This is a genomic window from Cognatiyoonia sp., from assembly GCF_965661665.1.
Taxonomy (GTDB): Bacteria; Pseudomonadota; Alphaproteobacteria; order Rhodobacterales; family Rhodobacteraceae; genus Cognatiyoonia.
In genome coordinates this window covers 44,111-61,573 of the sequence record NZ_CBFIEO010000017.1, presented here as the reverse complement: position 1 = coordinate 61,573, position 17,463 = coordinate 44,111, and the positions used below count along the sequence as shown (strand labels likewise).

31 protein-coding genes and 1 pseudogene are annotated in these 17,463 nt (G+C 54.8%); 26 read left to right on the top strand and 6 right to left on the bottom strand.

Features of this window, described 5'->3' with window-relative positions; genetic code table 11:
* Nucleotides 1-80, top strand: an 80-nt coding sequence (locus ACTF5F_RS11745; RefSeq protein ID WP_438957062.1) for a hypothetical protein, incomplete at its 5' end; no start/stop codon positions are given.
* Nucleotides 81-153: 73 nt separating this feature from the next.
* On the opposite strand, the pseudogene ACTF5F_RS11740 reads toward ACTF5F_RS11745, so the two are convergent.
* From ACTF5F_RS11740 to ACTF5F_RS11730, 3 genes and pseudogenes are all read right to left on the bottom strand, one after another.
* A pseudogene (locus ACTF5F_RS11740) lies at nt 154-390 on the bottom strand (YHS domain-containing (seleno)protein); the annotation flags it as partial.
* A 12-nt stretch (nt 391-402) separates the two neighbouring features.
* Nucleotides 403-615, bottom strand: a complete 213-nt coding sequence (locus ACTF5F_RS11735; RefSeq protein ID WP_438957059.1) for a hypothetical protein — start codon at nt 613-615, stop codon at nt 403-405.
* A 104-nt stretch (nt 616-719) separates the two neighbouring features.
* Nucleotides 720-1,190, bottom strand: coding sequence for a phosphoribosyl-AMP cyclohydrolase (locus tag ACTF5F_RS11730; protein WP_438957058.1), 471 nt, complete (start codon nt 1,188-1,190; stop codon nt 720-722).
* Between the two features lie 123 nt (nt 1,191-1,313).
* On the opposite strand from ACTF5F_RS11730, the gene ACTF5F_RS11725 reads away from it, so the two are divergent.
* Nucleotides 1,314-1,529 carry a TIGR03643 family protein gene (locus tag ACTF5F_RS11725; RefSeq protein ID WP_438957057.1) on the top strand — a complete coding sequence of 72 codons (216 nt, stop codon included), beginning with the start codon at nt 1,314-1,316 and terminating at the stop codon, nt 1,527-1,529.
* 1 nt (nt 1,530) lies between these two features.
* On the opposite strand, the gene ACTF5F_RS11720 is transcribed toward ACTF5F_RS11725, so the two are convergent.
* Nucleotides 1,531-2,646, bottom strand: coding sequence for an aminodeoxychorismate synthase component I (locus ACTF5F_RS11720; RefSeq protein WP_438957056.1), 1,116 nt, complete (start codon nt 2,644-2,646; stop codon nt 1,531-1,533).
* 5 nt (nt 2,647-2,651) lie between these two features.
* Nucleotides 2,652-2,945, bottom strand: coding sequence for a Dabb family protein (locus tag ACTF5F_RS11715; RefSeq protein WP_438957055.1), 294 nt, complete (start codon nt 2,943-2,945; stop codon nt 2,652-2,654).
* A gap of 441 nt (nt 2,946-3,386) precedes the next feature.
* On the opposite strand from ACTF5F_RS11715, the gene ACTF5F_RS11710 reads away from it, so the two are divergent.
* From ACTF5F_RS11710 to rplP, 13 genes are all read left to right on the top strand, one after another.
* Nucleotides 3,387-3,695 carry a hypothetical protein gene (locus tag ACTF5F_RS11710; RefSeq protein WP_438957054.1) on the top strand — a complete coding sequence of 103 codons (309 nt, stop codon included), beginning with the start codon at nt 3,387-3,389 and terminating at the stop codon, nt 3,693-3,695.
* A gap of 277 nt (nt 3,696-3,972) precedes the next feature.
* Nucleotides 3,973-4,287: a 30S ribosomal protein S10 gene (rpsJ, locus tag ACTF5F_RS11705; RefSeq protein WP_438957053.1), complete on the top strand. Its 315-nt coding sequence runs from the start codon at nt 3,973-3,975 to the stop codon at nt 4,285-4,287.
* A 12-nt stretch (nt 4,288-4,299) separates the two neighbouring features.
* Entirely contained in the window at nt 4,300-5,175 is an 876-nt protein-coding gene (gene rplC, locus ACTF5F_RS11700) for a 50S ribosomal protein L3 (protein WP_438957052.1), read from the top strand.
* Complete coding sequence (gene rplD, locus ACTF5F_RS11695; protein ID WP_438957051.1) at nt 5,165-5,782, top strand: 50S ribosomal protein L4; 618 nt, start codon at nt 5,165-5,167, stop codon at nt 5,780-5,782. Before rplC ends, rplD begins: the two co-directional genes overlap by 11 nt.
* A complete protein-coding gene (locus ACTF5F_RS11690) occupies nt 5,779-6,075 on the top strand; it encodes a 50S ribosomal protein L23 (protein ID WP_438957050.1) in 297 nt (98 codons plus the stop codon). The genes rplD and ACTF5F_RS11690 overlap by 4 nt, the downstream gene beginning before the upstream one ends.
* A 274-nt stretch (nt 6,076-6,349) precedes the next feature.
* Nucleotides 6,350-7,045 (top strand): VPLPA-CTERM sorting domain-containing protein, encoded by a 696-nt coding sequence (locus ACTF5F_RS11685; protein ID WP_438957049.1) that lies wholly within the window; start codon nt 6,350-6,352, stop codon nt 7,043-7,045.
* A gap of 201 nt (nt 7,046-7,246) precedes the next feature.
* Nucleotides 7,247-7,468, top strand: coding sequence for an STAS/SEC14 domain-containing protein (locus tag ACTF5F_RS11680; RefSeq protein ID WP_438957048.1), 222 nt, complete (start codon nt 7,247-7,249; stop codon nt 7,466-7,468).
* A gap of 45 nt (nt 7,469-7,513) precedes the next feature.
* On the top strand, nt 7,514-7,834 hold the full coding sequence (locus ACTF5F_RS11675) for a DUF2200 domain-containing protein (RefSeq protein ID WP_438957047.1): 321 nt from the start codon (nt 7,514-7,516) through the stop codon (nt 7,832-7,834).
* 370 nt (nt 7,835-8,204) lie between these two features.
* Entirely contained in the window at nt 8,205-9,047 is an 843-nt protein-coding gene (rplB, locus tag ACTF5F_RS11670; protein ID WP_438957046.1) for a 50S ribosomal protein L2, read from the top strand.
* Between the two features lie 2 nt (nt 9,048-9,049).
* Nucleotides 9,050-9,328, top strand: coding sequence for a 30S ribosomal protein S19 (gene rpsS, locus ACTF5F_RS11665; RefSeq protein ID WP_438957045.1), 279 nt, complete (start codon nt 9,050-9,052; stop codon nt 9,326-9,328).
* 2 nt (nt 9,329-9,330) lie between these two features.
* On the top strand, nt 9,331-9,711 hold the full coding sequence (rplV, locus tag ACTF5F_RS11660; protein WP_438957044.1) for a 50S ribosomal protein L22: 381 nt from the start codon (nt 9,331-9,333) through the stop codon (nt 9,709-9,711).
* A complete protein-coding gene (gene rpsC / locus ACTF5F_RS11655; RefSeq protein WP_438957043.1) occupies nt 9,711-10,412 on the top strand; it encodes a 30S ribosomal protein S3 in 702 nt (233 codons plus the stop codon). The genes rplV and rpsC overlap by 1 nt, the downstream gene beginning before the upstream one ends.
* A 13-nt stretch (nt 10,413-10,425) precedes the next feature.
* Nucleotides 10,426-10,839 carry a 50S ribosomal protein L16 gene (rplP, locus tag ACTF5F_RS11650; protein ID WP_438957042.1) on the top strand — a complete coding sequence of 138 codons (414 nt, stop codon included), beginning with the start codon at nt 10,426-10,428 and terminating at the stop codon, nt 10,837-10,839.
* Between the two features lie 483 nt (nt 10,840-11,322).
* Here the strand turns inward: rplP and ACTF5F_RS11645 are convergent, their stop codons facing one another.
* Nucleotides 11,323-11,940, bottom strand: coding sequence for a TIGR02466 family protein (locus ACTF5F_RS11645; protein ID WP_438957041.1), 618 nt, complete (start codon nt 11,938-11,940; stop codon nt 11,323-11,325).
* A gap of 781 nt (nt 11,941-12,721) precedes the next feature.
* On the opposite strand from ACTF5F_RS11645, the gene rpmC reads away from it, so the two are divergent.
* The 11 genes from rpmC (at nt 12,722) to rpmD (ending at nt 17,031) form a co-directional block, all read left to right on the top strand.
* Nucleotides 12,722-12,928: a 50S ribosomal protein L29 gene (gene rpmC / locus ACTF5F_RS11640; RefSeq protein WP_438957040.1), complete on the top strand. Its 207-nt coding sequence runs from the start codon at nt 12,722-12,724 to the stop codon at nt 12,926-12,928.
* Between the two features lie 4 nt (nt 12,929-12,932).
* Nucleotides 12,933-13,163: a 30S ribosomal protein S17 gene (gene rpsQ / locus ACTF5F_RS11635; RefSeq protein WP_438957039.1), complete on the top strand. Its 231-nt coding sequence runs from the start codon at nt 12,933-12,935 to the stop codon at nt 13,161-13,163.
* Between the two features lie 80 nt (nt 13,164-13,243).
* The gene (gene rplN / locus ACTF5F_RS11630) at nt 13,244-13,612 is read left to right on the top strand and encodes a 50S ribosomal protein L14 (protein WP_438957038.1); all 369 of its coding nucleotides are present in this window, start codon (nt 13,244-13,246) and stop codon (nt 13,610-13,612) included.
* A gap of 2 nt (nt 13,613-13,614) precedes the next feature.
* Nucleotides 13,615-13,920 (top strand): 50S ribosomal protein L24, encoded by a 306-nt coding sequence (rplX, locus tag ACTF5F_RS11625; protein WP_438957037.1) that lies wholly within the window; start codon nt 13,615-13,617, stop codon nt 13,918-13,920.
* On the top strand, nt 13,920-14,483 hold the full coding sequence (gene rplE, locus ACTF5F_RS11620; RefSeq protein WP_438957036.1) for a 50S ribosomal protein L5: 564 nt from the start codon (nt 13,920-13,922) through the stop codon (nt 14,481-14,483). Before rplX ends, rplE begins: the two co-directional genes overlap by 1 nt.
* A gap of 20 nt (nt 14,484-14,503) precedes the next feature.
* Complete coding sequence (gene rpsN / locus ACTF5F_RS11615) at nt 14,504-14,809, top strand: 30S ribosomal protein S14 (protein WP_438957035.1); 306 nt, start codon at nt 14,504-14,506, stop codon at nt 14,807-14,809.
* A gap of 13 nt (nt 14,810-14,822) precedes the next feature.
* The gene (gene rpsH / locus ACTF5F_RS11610; protein WP_438957034.1) at nt 14,823-15,215 is read left to right on the top strand and encodes a 30S ribosomal protein S8; all 393 of its coding nucleotides are present in this window, start codon (nt 14,823-14,825) and stop codon (nt 15,213-15,215) included.
* A 10-nt stretch (nt 15,216-15,225) separates the two neighbouring features.
* On the top strand, nt 15,226-15,759 hold the full coding sequence (gene rplF, locus ACTF5F_RS11605) for a 50S ribosomal protein L6 (RefSeq protein WP_438957033.1): 534 nt from the start codon (nt 15,226-15,228) through the stop codon (nt 15,757-15,759).
* Nucleotides 15,760-15,771: 12 nt separating this feature from the next.
* Complete coding sequence (gene rplR, locus ACTF5F_RS11600; RefSeq protein WP_438957032.1) at nt 15,772-16,137, top strand: 50S ribosomal protein L18; 366 nt, start codon at nt 15,772-15,774, stop codon at nt 16,135-16,137.
* Nucleotides 16,138-16,250: 113 nt separating this feature from the next.
* Complete coding sequence (gene rpsE / locus ACTF5F_RS11595; protein ID WP_438957031.1) at nt 16,251-16,829, top strand: 30S ribosomal protein S5; 579 nt, start codon at nt 16,251-16,253, stop codon at nt 16,827-16,829.
* 13 nt (nt 16,830-16,842) lie between these two features.
* Nucleotides 16,843-17,031, top strand: a complete 189-nt coding sequence (gene rpmD / locus ACTF5F_RS11590) for a 50S ribosomal protein L30 (RefSeq protein WP_438957030.1) — start codon at nt 16,843-16,845, stop codon at nt 17,029-17,031.
* Nucleotides 17,032-17,463: the final 432 nt, after the last annotated feature.

The following is a 17,463-nucleotide window of genomic DNA, read 5'->3' as shown; positions in this document are numbered from 1 at the left end:
TGGAAGAAGGCCTACGCTTCGCGATCCGCGAAGGCGGCCGCACCGTCGGTGCCGGCGTCGTTTCTAAGATTACTGCTTAATCTTCGACACAAAACCAAACGAAAGGTCGCTCACCAGAGCGGCCTTTTGCTTTAGAGGGGGTTAGGTTTTCACCTACCCCAACACTTCTGGCCAATTGGCATCGCCTGTCGCAATCCGCCCTGGAATATCGCGCTCCAAACGTCGTTGAATGCCACGTGAGAAATTGATGTAGAGTTTCCCATCCATGATTCGCCAGGCCTCCGGCACGGTGGAGGCGGTGTAGCCTTCACTCACCGCAGAGGCGCAATAGCCACCGTATTGCGAGGCATGGGCTTCTGGGTTGGCGGCGAACGCATCGCGGTTCGCCGCACTGACAAACCGCTATGTCGCGCCGTTCCAATCATAGGTGATATCGGGATCGCCTACCGTTGGCGCGCTTTCGGTGAAATACGCTACAGGGTCACTGCCAACGATGGCAATCCCACTCTCTGCATAAACAGGCGGCGTGCCTTGCGCATGTGCGACTTGCGCGGTCATCGCAGCCATTGGGGCGGCGGCAAATAGGGTCAGAACAGCGCGGCGTGTCGGTGTCATCGGCGGGCTCCTTACGGGATCAACTCTTGCCCGCAATATGCCCTCCATCAGGGATCAGAACGACCCCACTCACCGAGAATTTATGTTGATGTCAAAGACCGCAGTTACGCAGGCGCGTAGGGCAGGGAGGAGTGATGCAGCACGATCCGCACATTGCCCGCGTCATCCAAGATGTAGCCGAAGGTGTATTCCACCTTGGTGTCGGACCCATCCGGTGCGGTGAAGAAATAGTTGCCCATCGCCATCGCCACATCGCCACCGACATGAATACCGGTGTTCTCCCAACGCACGTTGGTCCAGCCCTTGATTCCAAAACCGCTGTCTTCGCTGCCTTCTTTGCCGATGAAGTAATCCAGGGCCTCTTCAAACGTGCCGCGAAACTGCTTTTCCGCCGCCAGAGTCGGTTTGAACATCACATCCGCGATGTCATAGGCATAAAGCGTGTTGATATGCTGCGTCGCGCGCGCTTCGAAATCGCCCCCATCGCTGTGGGCCTTTGAGATTGCGACGATCCCGTCCCCCCACGTCTTTTGCGAGTCCAAAACGGCTTCTTTGCTCAACACAGCAGTCATCATCGCATCTCCTTCTGATTTCCCCGTTATCTAGGGGAGAAGAGGGGGGTCGTCCACGTTTGACGCAAATTTTTCTGCACCTGCATCATCGCTTGAACTAACTCCGCCTGGCGCTACCTGCATCCCATGGGCAAGACCACCGATCTGAGGCCTGAGCACGTGAGCGACATCATCCAGATGGCGCTTTCCGATCATGTGGCTTTTGCTGATATCGAACGGGAATACGGGCTGAAGGAGAAAGAGGTGAAGGCGCTGATGCGGTCAAACCTGAAATCCGGCAGCTACCGCGTTTGGCGCAAACGGGTTGCTACCTTCGGCGCGCGGCGGGAAACCTACAAATAGTCTAGTCGAGCTTGGCAAAGGCGGATTTCAGCAACGCCTCCGCATACTCATCCTTGCCCTCGCTGTCATGGACGATGCCGCCCCCGACATTGAGCCGCACCTTGCCCCCGCCAAAACAGGTAAGCGTCCTGATGGCGACATTGAACTCCATCGCGCCATCAGGGGCGATCCACCCGATGGAGCCGCAATAGACATCTCGCGCCCCGTGCTCCAAACGCCGGAGCACAGTCATCGCCATGATCTTTGGCGCACCAGTGACAGAGCCGCAGGGGAAGAGCGCCTCGAAAATCTGCGGGATTGTTGTGCCCTGCAACAGTTGCGACCGAATGGTGGACGTCATCTGATACACCGTCGCATAGCTCTCAACAGTATAAAGCTCTGGCACCTTCACGCTGCCAATCTTGGAAATCCGGCTCATGTCGTTGCGCAGCAAGTCCACGATCATCAGGTTCTCGGCACGGTTCTTCTCCGAGCGTCGCAGCCACGATGAATTGACCACATCCTCTTGGATCGACTTGCCTCGTGCGATGGTGCCTTTCATCGGCCGCGTGGTCAGTTCGCCCTCAGATGTGGAGCGGAAGAAAAGTTCGGGCGAGCGGGAGAGGATCACCGGACCACCAAGATCGACCATCGCACCATGGGGCACGGGCTGTTTCTCTCTTAGATCGCGGTAGAGCGCAGCAGGATCGCCGGTCAGCGTCGCTTTCAGTGGGAAAGTTAGGTTGGCCTGATAGAAATCTCCCGCCGCGATATGCTCTTTCACTTGGTCATAGGCGGTGCGGTAGGTCACCAGGTCCCAAACTGGCGTGGTGTCTGACAGCGTGGCCGCGTCTTTTGCTGTTTCATCGTCAGGGCGTGGACGCTCGAACACACCGAACAAAAGGAACGGCACCGTGCGATCTTCTGGGAGAATCTCGGCCAGCTGCGGGGTGAAGAGATAGCCCAACTCATAAGAAGCATAACCTGCAAGCCATTTGCCATCCTCTTTCGCCTTTTGCATGGCGTCCAAGGCGGCGGGAACCTCCTCTGGCGTATTGGCGCGAATGATGTCGATGGGGAATTCAAACAACGTCCCCATTTGCAAAGGGCCTTTGTCGAAAAGAACCGTCCCCGTCATAGGGTTTAGATATCCGCCGCGATGCGCAATTCGCGCAAAGGCCGCACAACGCGGATCGCTTCCTGATAGATCGGATGCGCTTTGTAAGCGTTGAGCGCGTCCTGATCCTTGAACTCACCGTAAACCACGACATCCATTTCATCCGACCACGTGTCTTGGTGCGAGTTCTGGCGGACTTCAAACACCTCCGAATGCGGAATTTTCGCAAGCTCCGACAGGCCATCCACAATGCGGCCCACGTCCGCTTTGTCCTTCGCGCTGAAGAACACGATGTGGCGAATGAATGTGCGGGAAGTCATGGGTCTTGTTCCGTCCAAGGCCGGGTGTTGTCCGGTCGTCTTTGATATGGAGCGGTGTTTAGGTCAAATCAACGGGTGCGACAATGTGTGAATCCAGATATGGAAGACGGGGAGTAGATCGACGCCCGTTGAGTTTCCAAGGAAAACAGTCATTCCAGCAAACCTTCTGTCCATCTGGTCGGCAGGAGATGAGCAAATGAGTTGGTCTGCAGAGAAGATCGCTGAAATTCCGCACCTAGCTGGCCACTTGAGCACAATTAAAGTTTATTCGGACACTGGTGAAGTAGTTCGCCAGAAGGCTAAAAAGTCTGCTCGCCATACTGCCATCGTTGGCTTATTGCTTCGAACTTTCGATGCGACACTTCACAGCGTCCGTACCGCTTGTTCGGGCAACTACTCAGTTTCGCAATGTATTCACGAGACTGCTTGGAGTCACCGTTTTTGTTAGATTACCTTTTGGAAGTTCCGGGAGGCCAAGAAAAATGGTTGAACGCCAATCAGGAGGAGATCAGAAAAGAATTTAAACCTGTGGACGTCAGAAAAGCATTAGATAAGCGAGACGGCTTCAAGAAAAGTGGACGTTTGGCGCAATATCGGATGCTCTCCACTTTGGGTGCTCACCCGACTCCGTTGGCATTAAACTTGAAGCGGGACGGTATGAAATTAATTCGATCGGGACCGTTTCATCACATCGAGCTTTTTGTAACAGTGCTTGCAGAAAATCACGAAGATAGTAGTTCTGCTTTCTGAGCTTTTGGTCCGGTTTGTGAATTCTGAATTTGATATTGGGGAGAAAGTTACAAGGGCTCTCTCGCTAAGGCTTCAACGCCTTCAGGAAACTTAACTTTCCTAAGTATGTTTTGATCGAAAAAACACTTGCACCAACCCCCGACTCCCCCTAAACGACGCACATCCAATGAGGGTGCGCCAGCCGTGCCCTTTTTATATTGGTCAAAGACGCGATGAGGGTTTGGAATGAGCCGGTATCCTCCTCTCCGATCTAAGCCCTAGCTTAAGGGGTGATGACATGGCTGCTAAAAGCCAAAACATCCGCATTCGCCTGAAGGCGTTTGATTACCGGGTGCTTGATGCAAGTACTCAGGAAATCGTCTCCACAGCAAAACGTACTGGTGCTTCCGTTCGCGGCCCAATCCCGCTTCCAAACAAGATCGAGAAGTTCACCGTTCTGCGTGGTCCACACATCGACAAGAAATCCCGTGATCAGTTCGAGATCCGCACGTACAAGCGTCTTCTCGACATCGTTGATCCAACACCACAAACCGTTGACGCGCTGATGAAGCTCGACCTTGCGGCAGGTGTTGACGTTCAGATTTCCGTTTAAGGAGGGTCCTTGATGCTCCGTTCCGGATTGATTGCAAAGAAAGTCGGCATGACCCGGCTTTTCATGGAAGACGGAAAGCAGGTTCCTGTCACCGTTCTTTCGCTCGAAAACCTCCAGGTTGTCGCACAGCGCACTGTTGAGAAGGACGGCTACTCCGCTGTTCAGCTTGGCGCCGGTGCTGCAAAAGCCAAGCGCACATCCAAAGCCATGCGTGGTCACTTCGCAGCTGCGAAGGTCGAACCAAAACGCAAGGTTGCTGAATTCCGCGTGGCACCTGAAAACCTCATCGAGGTTGGTGAAGAGTTCTCTGCAAACCATTACTTCGAAGGCCAATACGTTGACGTCTCCGGCACGTCGATCGGTAAAGGTTTCGCAGGTGCGATGAAGCGCCATAACTTCGGTGGTTTGCGCGCGACACACGGTGTGTCTATCTCCCACCGTTCGCACGGCTCCACGGGTCAGTGTCAGGATCCAGGCAAAGTCTTCAAAGGTAAGAAGATGGCGGGTCACATGGGTGCGGCAAAAGTTACAACGCAGAACTTGCAAGTCGTGCGCACAGACGCCGACCGTGGTCTGATCATGGTCAAAGGCGCTGTTCCAGGCTCCAAAGGTGGCTGGGTCACAATCAAAGACGCGGTCAAAAAGCCGTTGCCCGAAAACGTGATCTACCCGGCAGCCCTGAAGTCTGCCGAAGCAGAAGCAGAGAAAGCCGCTGAAGAAGCCGCTGCCGCCGCCGCTGCAGAGGAAGAAGCCGCTGCCGCCGCCGCTGCAGAGGAAGAAGCAGCAGCAAAGGCCGCAGTAGAAGCAGAGCAGGCCGCAATGGAAGTTGCTGAGGCTGACGCTGCAACCGAAGCTCCAGCAGAAGGAGGCGAAGCCGATGAAAGCTGATGCTATCAAACTCGACGGCAAGAAAGCAGGTTCCGTCGATCTCGACGACGCGATCTTCGGTCTTGAGCCACGCGCAGACATTCTGCACCGTGTGGTCCGTTGGCAGCGCAATAATGCGCAGGCTGGCACACACAAGGTGAAGACACGCTCTGAAACCAGCTACTCCACCAAGAAGATTTATCGTCAAAAAGGCACCGGCGGCGCACGCCACGGTGACCGCAACGCGCCGATTTTCCGCAAGGGTGGTATCTACAAAGGCCCAACACCGCGCAGTCACGGTCACAACCTGACAAAAAAGTTCCGCAAGCTGGGCCTGAAGCACGCGCTGTCTGCAAAAGTTGCAGCGGGGGAGCTGGTAATCCTCGACAATGCTGACATGAAAGACGCAAAGACAAGCGCACTGGCCAAGCAGGTGAAAGACCTCGGCTGGAAGCGGGTTTTGGTCATCGACGCAGCAGTGAACGAGAATTTCGCAGCGGCTGCAGCCAACCTCAATGGCGTCGACGTGCTCCCAACAGTGGGTGCAAACGTCTACGACATCCTGAAAAGCGACACCCTCGTTGTCACCAAGGCGGGCGTCGAAGCACTGGAGGCTCGCTTGAAATGAGTGCCAAGGCAGAACACTACGACGTGATCCGTAAGCCGATCATCACCGAGAAATCCACAATGGCGTCCGAGAACGGCGCAGTGGTTTTCGAAGTCGCGATCGACAGCAACAAGCCCATGATCAAAGAAGCTGTTGAAGCGCTCTTTGGTGTAAAGGTGAAAGCGGTCAACACGACAATCACCAAAGGCAAGGTCAAGCGTTTCCGTGGCCAGCTGGGCAACCGTAAGGACGTCAAAAAAGCTTATGTGACGCTCGAAGAGGGTAACACGATTGACGTAAGCACAGGTCTCTAAACCGACCTGAGACAGATTGACAAATGGCCCGTGGCGATGCTGCGGGCCCTTTTTCATTGCCGATTTGACAGACGCATTATTCCTGCTGCTACGTGCCACATTTCACCAATTCTTTCACAAAGCTAACTAAAGTAGCCATCATTTTGACGTATTCGTTCCCTGTTTTGTGAGTTTTCCCCCTTTTTCTATCCGCCCAAATGTGGCGTAGAGGGGGCGTAACTGTGCCAAGACACTGGGTGGGCGCAGCTGATTAACGATTGAAAGGGTTTTGCCGATGAAACGCCGACTAATCTTGTCTTTGGCGACATTGCTCGCGGCACCAGCAGCAAACGCAGGGACACTCGACCTTACATATGTTGGCTCCGTCTCCGGCTACCGCGTCGTCACGATCGACGCCGTGCCTGTGACCGTTGCTGGCAATGACCACACCGTCAACGCAGGCGGCTTCCAGATGGAAGATACTGGCCCAAGCGGTTTTGGCAGCTTTATCGCATGGTGCCTCGACCTTTGCGCTTACCTCGGCTCCTCCGGCACACATGAACACGAAGAGACCGACACCCCATTCCAGAACGGCCGTCAAAGCCCGCTGCCGGATAGCATGGCCCGCCTGTCCTCGATCTTTAACGCGAACTTCGGCGATGCGGTCACGGTTTCAGCCGAAGCCTCAGCCCCCTTCCAACTGGCGCTGTGGGGAGTGATCCATGACGTCGACATGAACATCGACACAGGCCCCTTTCAAGCATCCTCTAGCAATTCAGCAGTTGAGACCTTGGCGTCCGACTATCTTTCTGCCGCGTTGACCTATTCTGGGCCAAGCGTCTTTGACCTTATTTATCTGGAAAGCACAGCTGCGCACCGCCGCCAGAACCTTGTGAATGCGACACCTACGCCCGTGCCTGTACCTGCAGCGGGCGTTCTGCTCCTTGTCGGTTTGGGCGGTCTTGCAGGGCTGAAGCGCCGTAAGGTCTAACCCTTCTGACATACTTCAAAACGGTGGTCCTACTGGGCCGTCGTTTTGCGTTTTTTGACCCAAATCAAATTGACGGCCCGCTGAAATTATATCCTCCGCCCAACAGCGAAGGAGATTTCTCCATGTTCAAAGTCACCAAACCATCCGCAAACCGCCTCGACATATCGCTTGAAGGTGAGCTCGCCTCCGAGGCCATGCGCCATGCCAACATTGGGCGCGCTGGGCGTCGAGCTGGGCTATCTGCCAAAACTCTTCAGCTTGCTCGGCCGCTTCGACAAATGCGCGGTCTGCACTGATATCGCGTGGTTGCGCACCGCGTCAGAGCTCGATGGCGCCCTGATCCCTGGATTGGACATTGAAGCATTCCCCCTCGACCAAGTGGAGGAGGCGGAGGCACGGCTGGAAGGCACTTCCGTCGTTTGAGTTGCGCGGCATTACGGCCTATCCTGTGCGGGGGAGGGCCGCACCATGACGCACAAAATCTTCAAAATGAGCTTCGCCAGCGTCTACCCGCACTACGTCAACAAGGTCGAAAAGAAGGACCGGACCAAAGCCCAGCTTGATGAAATCATCCACTGGCTGACCGGCTATGATGCGGCTGGATTGACGGAGGCGCTGGAAGATCAGCGCGATTTCGAGACCTTCTTCGACCAAGCCCCTGCCAAGAATCCGAACCGCAAACTGATCAAAGGCGTCGTCTGCGGCCATAGGGTGGAAGAGATCGAAGACCCGCTCATGCAGGAAATTCGCTACCTCGATAAGCTTGTCGATGAATTGGCCCGCGGGTAGAAGTTCGAGAATATCTTCCGACACTAGACATAAAAAAGCCCCGGCGTGTGGGGGCTTCGTCACTTGGTGTAGGGCCGCTTAGATCAGGCTCCGCCCTTTCACGTTGCCATTCTCGCGGAAGGCAAAGAAGGCACCCAACGCGAAGAGCAAGCTCTGGAACTGCCAGCCGTTGAACGGCCCCCAGTAGATCACTTAGATCACGCCACCAACGACAACCCCCTTGCCACACACCCCCAACCTCCCTATACACCGCCCGACCACAGCACCCCGGATTCGTCCGGGGTGTCGTGGTTTAAAAAAATGGGCACCTACGGGGGCCTTCACCACATAGGGGTCCTCTGACCCCGCCAAGCAAACGGAAGAAGCTAACATGGCACTCAAGTCGTATAAACCGACGACGCCGGGCCAGCGTGGGCTGGTGCTGATCGACCGTTCGGAGCTTTGGAAAGGACGTCCAGTCAAGGCCCTCACACAGGGTTTGACCAAGTCGGGCGGTCGGAACAATACCGGACGGATCACCTCGCGTCGTATTGGCGGTGGCGCAAAGCGTCTTTACCGCATCGTCGATTTCAAACGCACCAAGCAGGATATGCCTGCTGTTGTGGCGCGGATTGAATATGACCCGAACCGCACAGCCTTCATCGCGCTCATTCAGTACGAAGACGGCACACAGAATTACATCCTTGCCCCACAGCGTTTGGCTGTTGGTGACAAGGTGGTTTCCGCTGCGAAAGCAGACATCAAGCCCGGTAACGCGATGCCATTCTCGGGCATGCCGATCGGGACAATCGTTCATAACATCGAGCTGAAGCCCGGCAAAGGTGGTCAGATCGCACGTGCTGCTGGTACATACGCCCAATTCGTTGGTCGTGACGGTGGCTACGCGCAGATCCGTCTCTCCTCTGGCGAGCTGCGCCTTGTTCGTCAGGAATGCATGGCGACGGTTGGTGCGGTTTCGAACCCAGACAACTCTAACCAGAACTACGGCAAAGCCGGTCGTATGCGCCACAAGGGCGTTCGCCCGTCTGTCCGTGGTGTTGCGATGAACCCGATCGACCACCCGCACGGTGGTGGTGAAGGCCGCACATCTGGTGGTCGTACGCCTGTGACACCTTGGGGCAAAGACACCAAGGGTAAGCGTACACGCAACAAGAACAAAGCGTCTCAGAAGCTGATCATCCGCTCCAGACACGCCAAGAAGAAGGGTCGCTAATTATGGCTCGTTCCGTATGGAAAGGTCCTTTCGTCGACGCCTATGTGTTGAAGAAAGCCGAAGCTGCCCGCGAAAGCGGCCGCAACGAAGTGATCAAGATTTGGTCACGCCGTTCGACAATCCTGCCTCAGTTCGTTGGCCTCACCTTTGGTGTGTACAACGGCAAGAAGCACATTCCTGTCAACGTATCCGAAGAAATGATCGGCCAGAAGTTTGGTGAATACTCACCAACGCGGACCTACTACGGTCACGCGGCTGACAAAAAAGCGAAGCGGAAATAGTCATGAGCAAGGGTAAGAATCCACGCCGCGTGGCTGACAACGAAGCAATGGCCAAGTTGCGCATGCTGAAAACGTCGCCGCAGAAACTGAACCTCGTCGCTGGCTTGATCCGTGGGAAGAAAGTTGAGCAGGCTCTGACTGACCTGACTTTCTCCAAAAAGCGGATCGCAGTGGATGTGAAGAAATGCCTTCAGTCCGCCATCGCCAACGCTGAGAACAATCACAACCTGGACGTTGATGAATTGGTTGTTGCCGAAGCCTATGTCGGCAAAAATCTGACCATGAAGCGCGGTCGCCCACGGGCCCGTGGCCGTTTTGGTAAGATCATTAAGCCGTTCGCGGAAATCACCATCAAGGTGCGTCAGGTCGAGGAGCAAGCATAATGGGTAACAAAGTAAATCCCGTCGGCATGCGTCTGCAGGTCAACCGCACCTGGGACAGCCGCTGGTACGCAGACACCAAAGACTACGGTGATCTTTTGTTGGAAGACTTGGCAATGAAGGATTTCATCAAGAAAGAATGCCGTCAGTCCGGCATCAGCCGTGTCATCATCGAACGCCCTCACAAGAAATGCCGCGTGACAATCCACGCAGCACGTCCGGGTGTGATCATTGGCAAGAAAGGCGCCGACATTGAAGGCCTGCGCAAGAAGCTGTCTGAACTGACAGATTCTGAGCTGCACCTGAACATCGTCGAAGTCCGCAAGCCAGAGTTGGACGCAGCCTTGGTTGCTGAAAATATTGGTCAGCAGCTTGAGCGTCGTGTGTCTTTCCGTCGTGCAATGAAGCGCGCGGTACAGAACTCCATGCGTATGGGCGCCCTGGGTATCCGGGTGAACGTCGCGGGTCGTCTGGGCGGTGCAGAGATTGCACGGACAGAATGGTACCGCGAAGGCCGCGTGCCACTTCACACGCTGCGTGCCGACATCGACTATGCGCACTATGAAGCGATGACACCTTACGGCATCATCGGGATCAAGGTCTGGATCTTCAAAGGCGAGATCATGGAGCACGATCCACAAGCGCGCGACCGTAAAAACGCTGAGCTGCAAGAGGGTGCTGTCCCTCGCGGCGGCCGTCGTTAAGGAGGGCTGATCAATGCTACAGCCAAAGCGTACAAAATTCCGCAAAATGCACAAAGGCCGCATCAAAGGTGAGGCCAAAGGTGGATCAGATCTGAACTTCGGAACATATGGTCTGAAGGCTCTTGAGCCTGAGCGTATCTCCGCCCGTCAGATCGAAGCCGCTCGTCGTGCCATGACGCGTCAGATGAAGCGTCAGGGCCGTGTATGGATCCGCATCTTCCCAGACGTGCCCGTTTCGGCCAAGCCGATCGAAGTGCGGATGGGTAAAGGTAAAGGTTCCGTGGATCGTTGGACAGCCAAGGTCAAACCCGGCCGCATCATGTTCGAGATCGACGGCGTGCCAGAGCCTATCGCCCGCGAAGCCCTGCGTCTTGCTGCGATGAAGCTGCCGATTAAGACACGCACAGTTGTTCGGGAAGATTGGTAAATCGTCAAACATAGTTTGATGGAGCAGGGGAAAGCGATTGGCAAAGCCAATTGCAGCCCGACCCGGTAGAATTTGAGATCCTCCGCTGAGAAATTGGTGGGGGTTTTCTTTTGTGTCTAATAGTAATGAATTACCCCGGCCGGCATCGCCGGGCAGCGGACGGGCCGAGGCCCCGCCCGTTCAGCCCTGAAATCGCCCACTGGACGATTTCCAAGACGGCCCTCACCCTCCCCCCGAGGGGAAGCTGCTTCGTACCCACCCCTGAGGTCCGCGTGCTGCCTGAAGCCAGGCCAACTCCCGCCCGTGGGATGGTGTCTCCACATCCATTCGACAGAACTTAATGGCAACCAAAAACATTCCGCAGAATTTCTGATACCGACAGCGCCCAAAACACCAGCCCGCCGGGACGTGCAGGTGTTGGTCCGGCGCCTTCGGCTCGATCCGGACGCAATCAGCGCGTTGCTCTCATGCGCAAAAGCAAGGTCACCCCCAGCTATAATTAAAGCTGATCGAAATGCGGTCGTCCTCTTCCGCCTCGTTCATCGGCACCTCATGCCTCAGCCAGCTTTCCCAGAGCAGCACATCCCCCACTACTGGTTTGACATAGATGAACTGGCGCAACTCTTCGGGCGCGTCTTTCAGGCGGGGTGGGGCGGCCATCATCATGGGGAGGCGCGGGTCTTCGTATTTGATCGCGGCGGAGCCTTCGGGCAGGGCCACATAAGTGGTGCCCGAGATCACCGAATGCGGGTGAATATGGCCGGTGTGAATACCACCGGGGGGCAGGATGTTGATCCAGATATCCTCCAGCATCAGCTCCTTGTCGCCCAGATCAAACGCGCAATCCTTGGCAAACGCCGCCACATGCGCGTCGAGCGCCTTGACCACATCTGCAAAAATCGGCGACCGCCACGGCAGGTCGGTGAGGGAGGCATAAGACGTATACCCCGGAAACCCCTCCCGCTCGCACCACTCATGCCCCGCCTCGTCATCCTCCGCAATGCCATAGCAGTTGGCGGTCAGCTCATCAGGATCGATGGCGCCGTGATCGTTGAGTTTGGCGTGATAAAGGCGGGTGGAGAAGAGGGATGTAGAGGTCATGTCTACATGCTTAATCTATGATCATTGGCAATGCGAGAAATTCGATCTTCAATGCTGTGCACCTATATAGTTCCGTCTAACTCAGTTGTTCGTAAGGCAATGCCGCATGAACAATTCCAAGCAATCCAATGGCAGCAACATTGCCACGACGCCGATAAGCAATAATGTCCAAAGGCAACGAATTGTTAGCGGCAAGCGGTTCAAAGATTTTCGCCCTTGGTCGCTAGCTTGTTGACTGGCATAGAATGGTGGGAAGTCGTCAGTCCGTCCTTGCTGCCTCCAAAAAGCGTTGATTTCATCGCGAGTCGCTTGTGAAGCTTTCAAACTATCCTCGACGGTAAAGGAGGAAACGATACCCGCAATTGGTCATAGTAGTAGCAAGAGCCAACTCAAAGGATCATTTTTATCGAGATCGCCAAACAAAGCGATAGCCGACAGGAGAATTCCATTGAAAAGGAAAAATCGCGATACTCTAGCTCGGGACGTCTCTAATTCCTTCACAATTCTCGCAACGTAATGTTGGTAAAGTTCCTCTATATCAATTGGGTTCGTATCAGGCTGTCTAGCGTAGTCATTATTTTTGGTCATTGGATGCGATTTTTCGTTCTGATGGTTTATGTATCGTAGGCTTATCGCCAAAAAGGTGTTTTCTTTTCGCAAAGGTAACAATCCCCTTGCCACATCCCCCAAACCCTCCTATACGGCGCACCTCGGTACCACTCCACTGGGAACCAGGTGACCTTCCGAAGGGCCTGCCAGTGATGTTGAAAGGAAAAGGGCGATGGACGCCAAGGAACTGCGGGAGAAAACTCCCGATCAGCTTCGTGATGAGCTGGCAAATCTGAAAAAAGAATCCTTCAACCTGCGCTTCCAGCAAGCGACAGGTCAGATGGAGAATACAGCCGGGATGCGCAACGCACGTCGCAATGCGGCGCGTGTGAAGACAATCTTGAACGAAAAGGCCGCAGCGGCCGCGAAGGAGGCTTAATAGTATGCCTAAGCGTATCCTGCAGGGTGTTGTGACATCCAACCAGAACCAACAAACTGTGACTGTTCTGGTCGAACGCCGCTTCAAGCACCCGCTGCTGGCGAAAACTGTTCGTAAGTCGAAGAAGTATCGCGCTCACGACGAGAATAACGCATTCAACGTTGGTGACAAAGTCCGCATTCAGGAATGTGCACCAAAGTCGAAAACCAAACGCTGGGAGGTTATCGCCTCCTAAGGCGCTGACTCCAGTTTAATCGAAACCCTGGGGCCCCGGACAGAAATCGGGACATACCCCATAGGTCGGAAGGAAACCAAATGATCCAGATGCAGACCAATCTGGATGTTGCTGATAACAGCGGCGCACGCCGTGTTCAGTGCATCAAGGTTCTGGGTGGTTCCCACCGTCGGTACGCGAGTGTCGGTGACATTATTGTCGTATCGGTGAAGGAAGCCATTCCACGCGGTCGCGTGAAAAAAGGGGACGTGCGTAAAGCCGTCGTCGTGCGCACTGCAAAAGAAGTTCGTCGCGAAGACGGCACGTCCATTCGTTTTGACAAAAACGCGGCGGTGATCCTCAACAACAACAACGAGCCGATTGGTACACGTATCTTTGGCCCAGTTGTGCGTGAATTGCGCGGTAAGAACTTCATGAAAATCATCTCACTCGCTCCGGAGGTGCTGTAACCATGGCTGCGAAACTCCGTAAAGGTGATGAAGTTGTCGTTCTGGCTGGTAAGGACAAAGGCAAGAAGGGCACGATCGCTTCTGTCAATCCAAAGGCTGGCAAGGCGATTGTGGATGGCGTGAACATCGCGATCCGTCACCAGAAGCAAACACAGAACTCTCAGGGTGGTCGCACGCCGCAGGCGATGCCGATTGACCTTAGCAACCTGGCGATTGTCGACAAGAACGGCAAACCTTCCCGCGTTGGCTTCCGCATGGATGGCGACAAGAAGGTCCGCTTCGCCAAGACAACAGGGGATGCGATCTAATGCTTGATTCAGCAAACTACACCCCCCGCTTGAAGAGCGAATACACGGACAAGATCCGCGCCGTTCTAAAGGAAGAGTTCTCTTACAAGAACGACATGCAGATCCCAAAGCTTGAAAAGATCGTTCTCAACATCGGTTGTGGCGCAGAAGCTGTCAAAGACAGCAAGAAAGCAAAATCCGCCGTTGAAGATCTGACAGCGATTGCAGGTCAAAAGGCGCTGACAACACGCGCATCCAAATCCATCGCGGGCTTCCGGGTGCGTGAAGGTATGCCACTGGGCGCGAAAGTGACCCTGCGCGGCGACCGGATGTACGAATTCTTGGAGCGTTTGATCACCATCGCCATGCCACGTATTCGTGACTTCCGCGGCGTGTCCGGCAAATCCTTCGATGGTCGCGGCAACTACGCCATGGGCATCAAAGAGCACCTCGTCTTCCCAGAGATCGACTTCGACAAGATCGATGAGAACTGGGGCATGGACATCGTGATCTGCACTAACGCATCAACCGACGCTGAAGCGAAGAGCCTGTTGAAGCATTTCAACATGCCGTTTAACAGCTAAGCGTTCGAGGAGAAACAGATATGGCTAAAAAATCCATGATCGAGCGCGAGAAAAAGCGCGAACGCCTCGTCGCTAAGTATGCTGAAAAGCGTGCCGCGTTGAAGGCAATCATCAACGACCAAGAGAAGCCTGTAGAACAGCGTTTCAAGGCCAGCCTTGAATTGGCAAAACTGCCTCGCAACTCTTCTGCAACGCGTCTTCACAACCGTTGTCAGCTCACCGGGCGTCCACACGCCTACTACCGTAAACTGAAGATCAGCCGGATCGCCCTGCGGGACCTTGGTTCCAACGGTGAGATTCCTGGCATGGTCAAGTCAAGCTGGTAAGGGAGAGTAAATTATGAACGATCCTATCGGTGATATGCTCACACGTATCCGCAATAGCCACTTGCGGGGCAAATCTGACGTGGAAACACCTGCGTCCAAACTGCGCGCACGTGTTCTCGACGTTCTGGCCGACGAAGGCTACATACGCGGCTACGAGCAAGTAGATGGCAAGGATGGTCACCCAGCCCTGCGCATCGAACTGAAGTACCATGAAGGTGTTCCAGTTATTCGCGAACTCAAGCGGGTCTCAAAGCCTGGCCGTCGCGTGTACCTTGGCGCCAATGACATCCCAGAAGTCCGTCAGGGCTTGGGCGTGTCGATTGTCTCCACCTCCAAAGGTGTGATGTCTGATGCAAAAGCACGTGCGGCCAACGTTGGCGGCGAAGTGCTCTGCACAATCTTCTAAGGGGGCTACCATGTCTCGTATTGGTAAAAAACCGGTCGACCTGCCCTCTGGTGTGACAGCATCAGTCTCCGGTCAGACGATCGAAGTGAAAGGTCCGAAAGGTACCCGCAGCTTCACAGCAACTGACGATGTGACAATCACAGTCGAAGAAAACGCGGTCAAAGTTGACCCACGCGGCAAATCCAAGCGCGCACGCCAGCAGTGGGGTATGTCCCGCACGCAGGTTCAGAACTTGGTTGTCGGTGTCACTGATGGTTTCAAGAAAGAGCTTGAGATCAACGGTGTTGGTTACCGTGCACAGATGCAGGGCAACACCCTGAAGCTGTCTCTAGGCTACTCACACGACGTGAACTTCGAGGTTCCAGCAGGCGTGACAGTGACAGCTGCCAAGCCAACTGAAATCACTGTGGAAGGTATCGACCAACAGCTTGTTGGCCAGGTTGCGGCAAACATCCGCGAATGGCGTAAGCCAGAGCCCTACAAAGGTAAAGGCATCAAGTACAAGGACGAATACATCTTCCGCAAAGAAGGCAAGAAGAAGTAAGGACCGTAAGATATGGCAAATTCTAAGCGAACACTGTTCCTTAAGCGCCGTCTGCGCGTTCGGAACAAACTCAAGAAAGTCACTGCAAACGTGGGTCGTCCGCGTTTGTCCGTGCACCGTTCTAACAAGAACATCAGCGTTCAGCTGATCGACGATACGAATGGTGTAACAATCGCCTCCGCGTCTTCTCAAGAGAAGGCACTAGGCGTTGTCGGCAAAAACAATATCGAAGCTGCTTCCAAAGTGGGCGCTGCCATTGCAGAGCGTGCGAAGAAAGCAGGCGTCGAAGTTGCGTATTTTGACCGCGGCGGCTTTCTCTTTCACGGTAAGGTCAAGGCTTTGGCTGACGCTGCCCGTGAAGGTGGTTTGAAACTCTAAACCGTTGAAGGGCGCGGACCAGTGGTTCGCGCCCTCGATGATCGGGGAGGGTGTGATCCCTCACTGCGATCGGAACAACAGGCCGCAAGGCCAATATAGAAAGGACGCCAGGAATGGCAGAACGTGAAAACCGCGGCCGGGGCCGCAATCGTGAAGAGCAAGCGCCTGAGTTTGCAGACCGCCTAGTCGCTATCAACCGGGTGTCCAAGACCACAAAGGGTGGTAAGAACTTCGGCTTCGCAGCCCTCGTCGTTGTCGGTGACCAGAAAGGTCGAGTCGGATTCGGCAAAGGTAAAGCGAAAGAGGTGCCTGAGGCGATCCGCAAGGCGACAGAACAAGCCAAGCGTCAGATGGTCCGCGTACCCCTGCGCGACGGCCGCACATTGCACCACGACATCGAAGGGCGTCACGGTGCGGGTAAAGTCATTATGCGCACAGCGCCAGTCGGTACAGGGATCATCGCGGGTGGTCCAATGCGTGCCGTTTTTGAGATGCTCGGCGTACAGGATGTTGTGTCCAAATCCGTCGGATCTGCCAACCCATACAACATGATCCGTGCAACCATCGACGGCCTGACCAAATCTCAGAGCCCACGCAACGTCGCACAGCGTCGTGGTAAAAAAGTGGCTGAGATCCTGAACAAAGAGGCAGCGCCTGCTGCCGAGGCCGAAGCGCCTGCTGCTGACGCCTAAGGAGATTTGAGCAATGGCAAAAACAATCGTCGTCAAACAGATCGGCTCCCCGATCCGCCGCCCAGCCAAACAGCGCGCAACGCTCGTTGGTCTCGGCCTGAACAAGATGAACCGTGAGCGCGAGCTGGAAGACACACCAAGTGTCCGCGGCATGGTCGACAGCATTCCGCACCTCGTCAAGATCATCGACGAGAAGGGGTGAGACGCGACTGAAAATAGGTCCAGTGGACCTATTTGAGCGTCGAACTTGCGGAGCCCCGGCTCATTCAAATTACTAGAGCCCCGCAGAAAACTGCGGGGCTTTTTGTATGTATCGATCTGCTAACAGGTCGCGGATGTGTATCTTGCTTGCCAAGCCAAATGGTGCATTCCATTCGAGGTGGCCGAGAAAAAGTTAAATGCCCTTGACTGAAACAATTCTGGCCATGGGTGGTTTCAAACCTTAACCTTTGAAGAAACCACGATATCGAAAGCGCCAGCATAAAAAAATCACTCCTCGTCCTCGCCTGAACCAGCTTAAAGGCTGCGAGCCGCGAATCGTTGACGTGTATCAGGTGGGGCTTGGCAACAACGGGCAGCTTTACCTTCATTGTTGGCAGTTGAAGGGGTGTACCAGCGGGCAGGACTACGAATC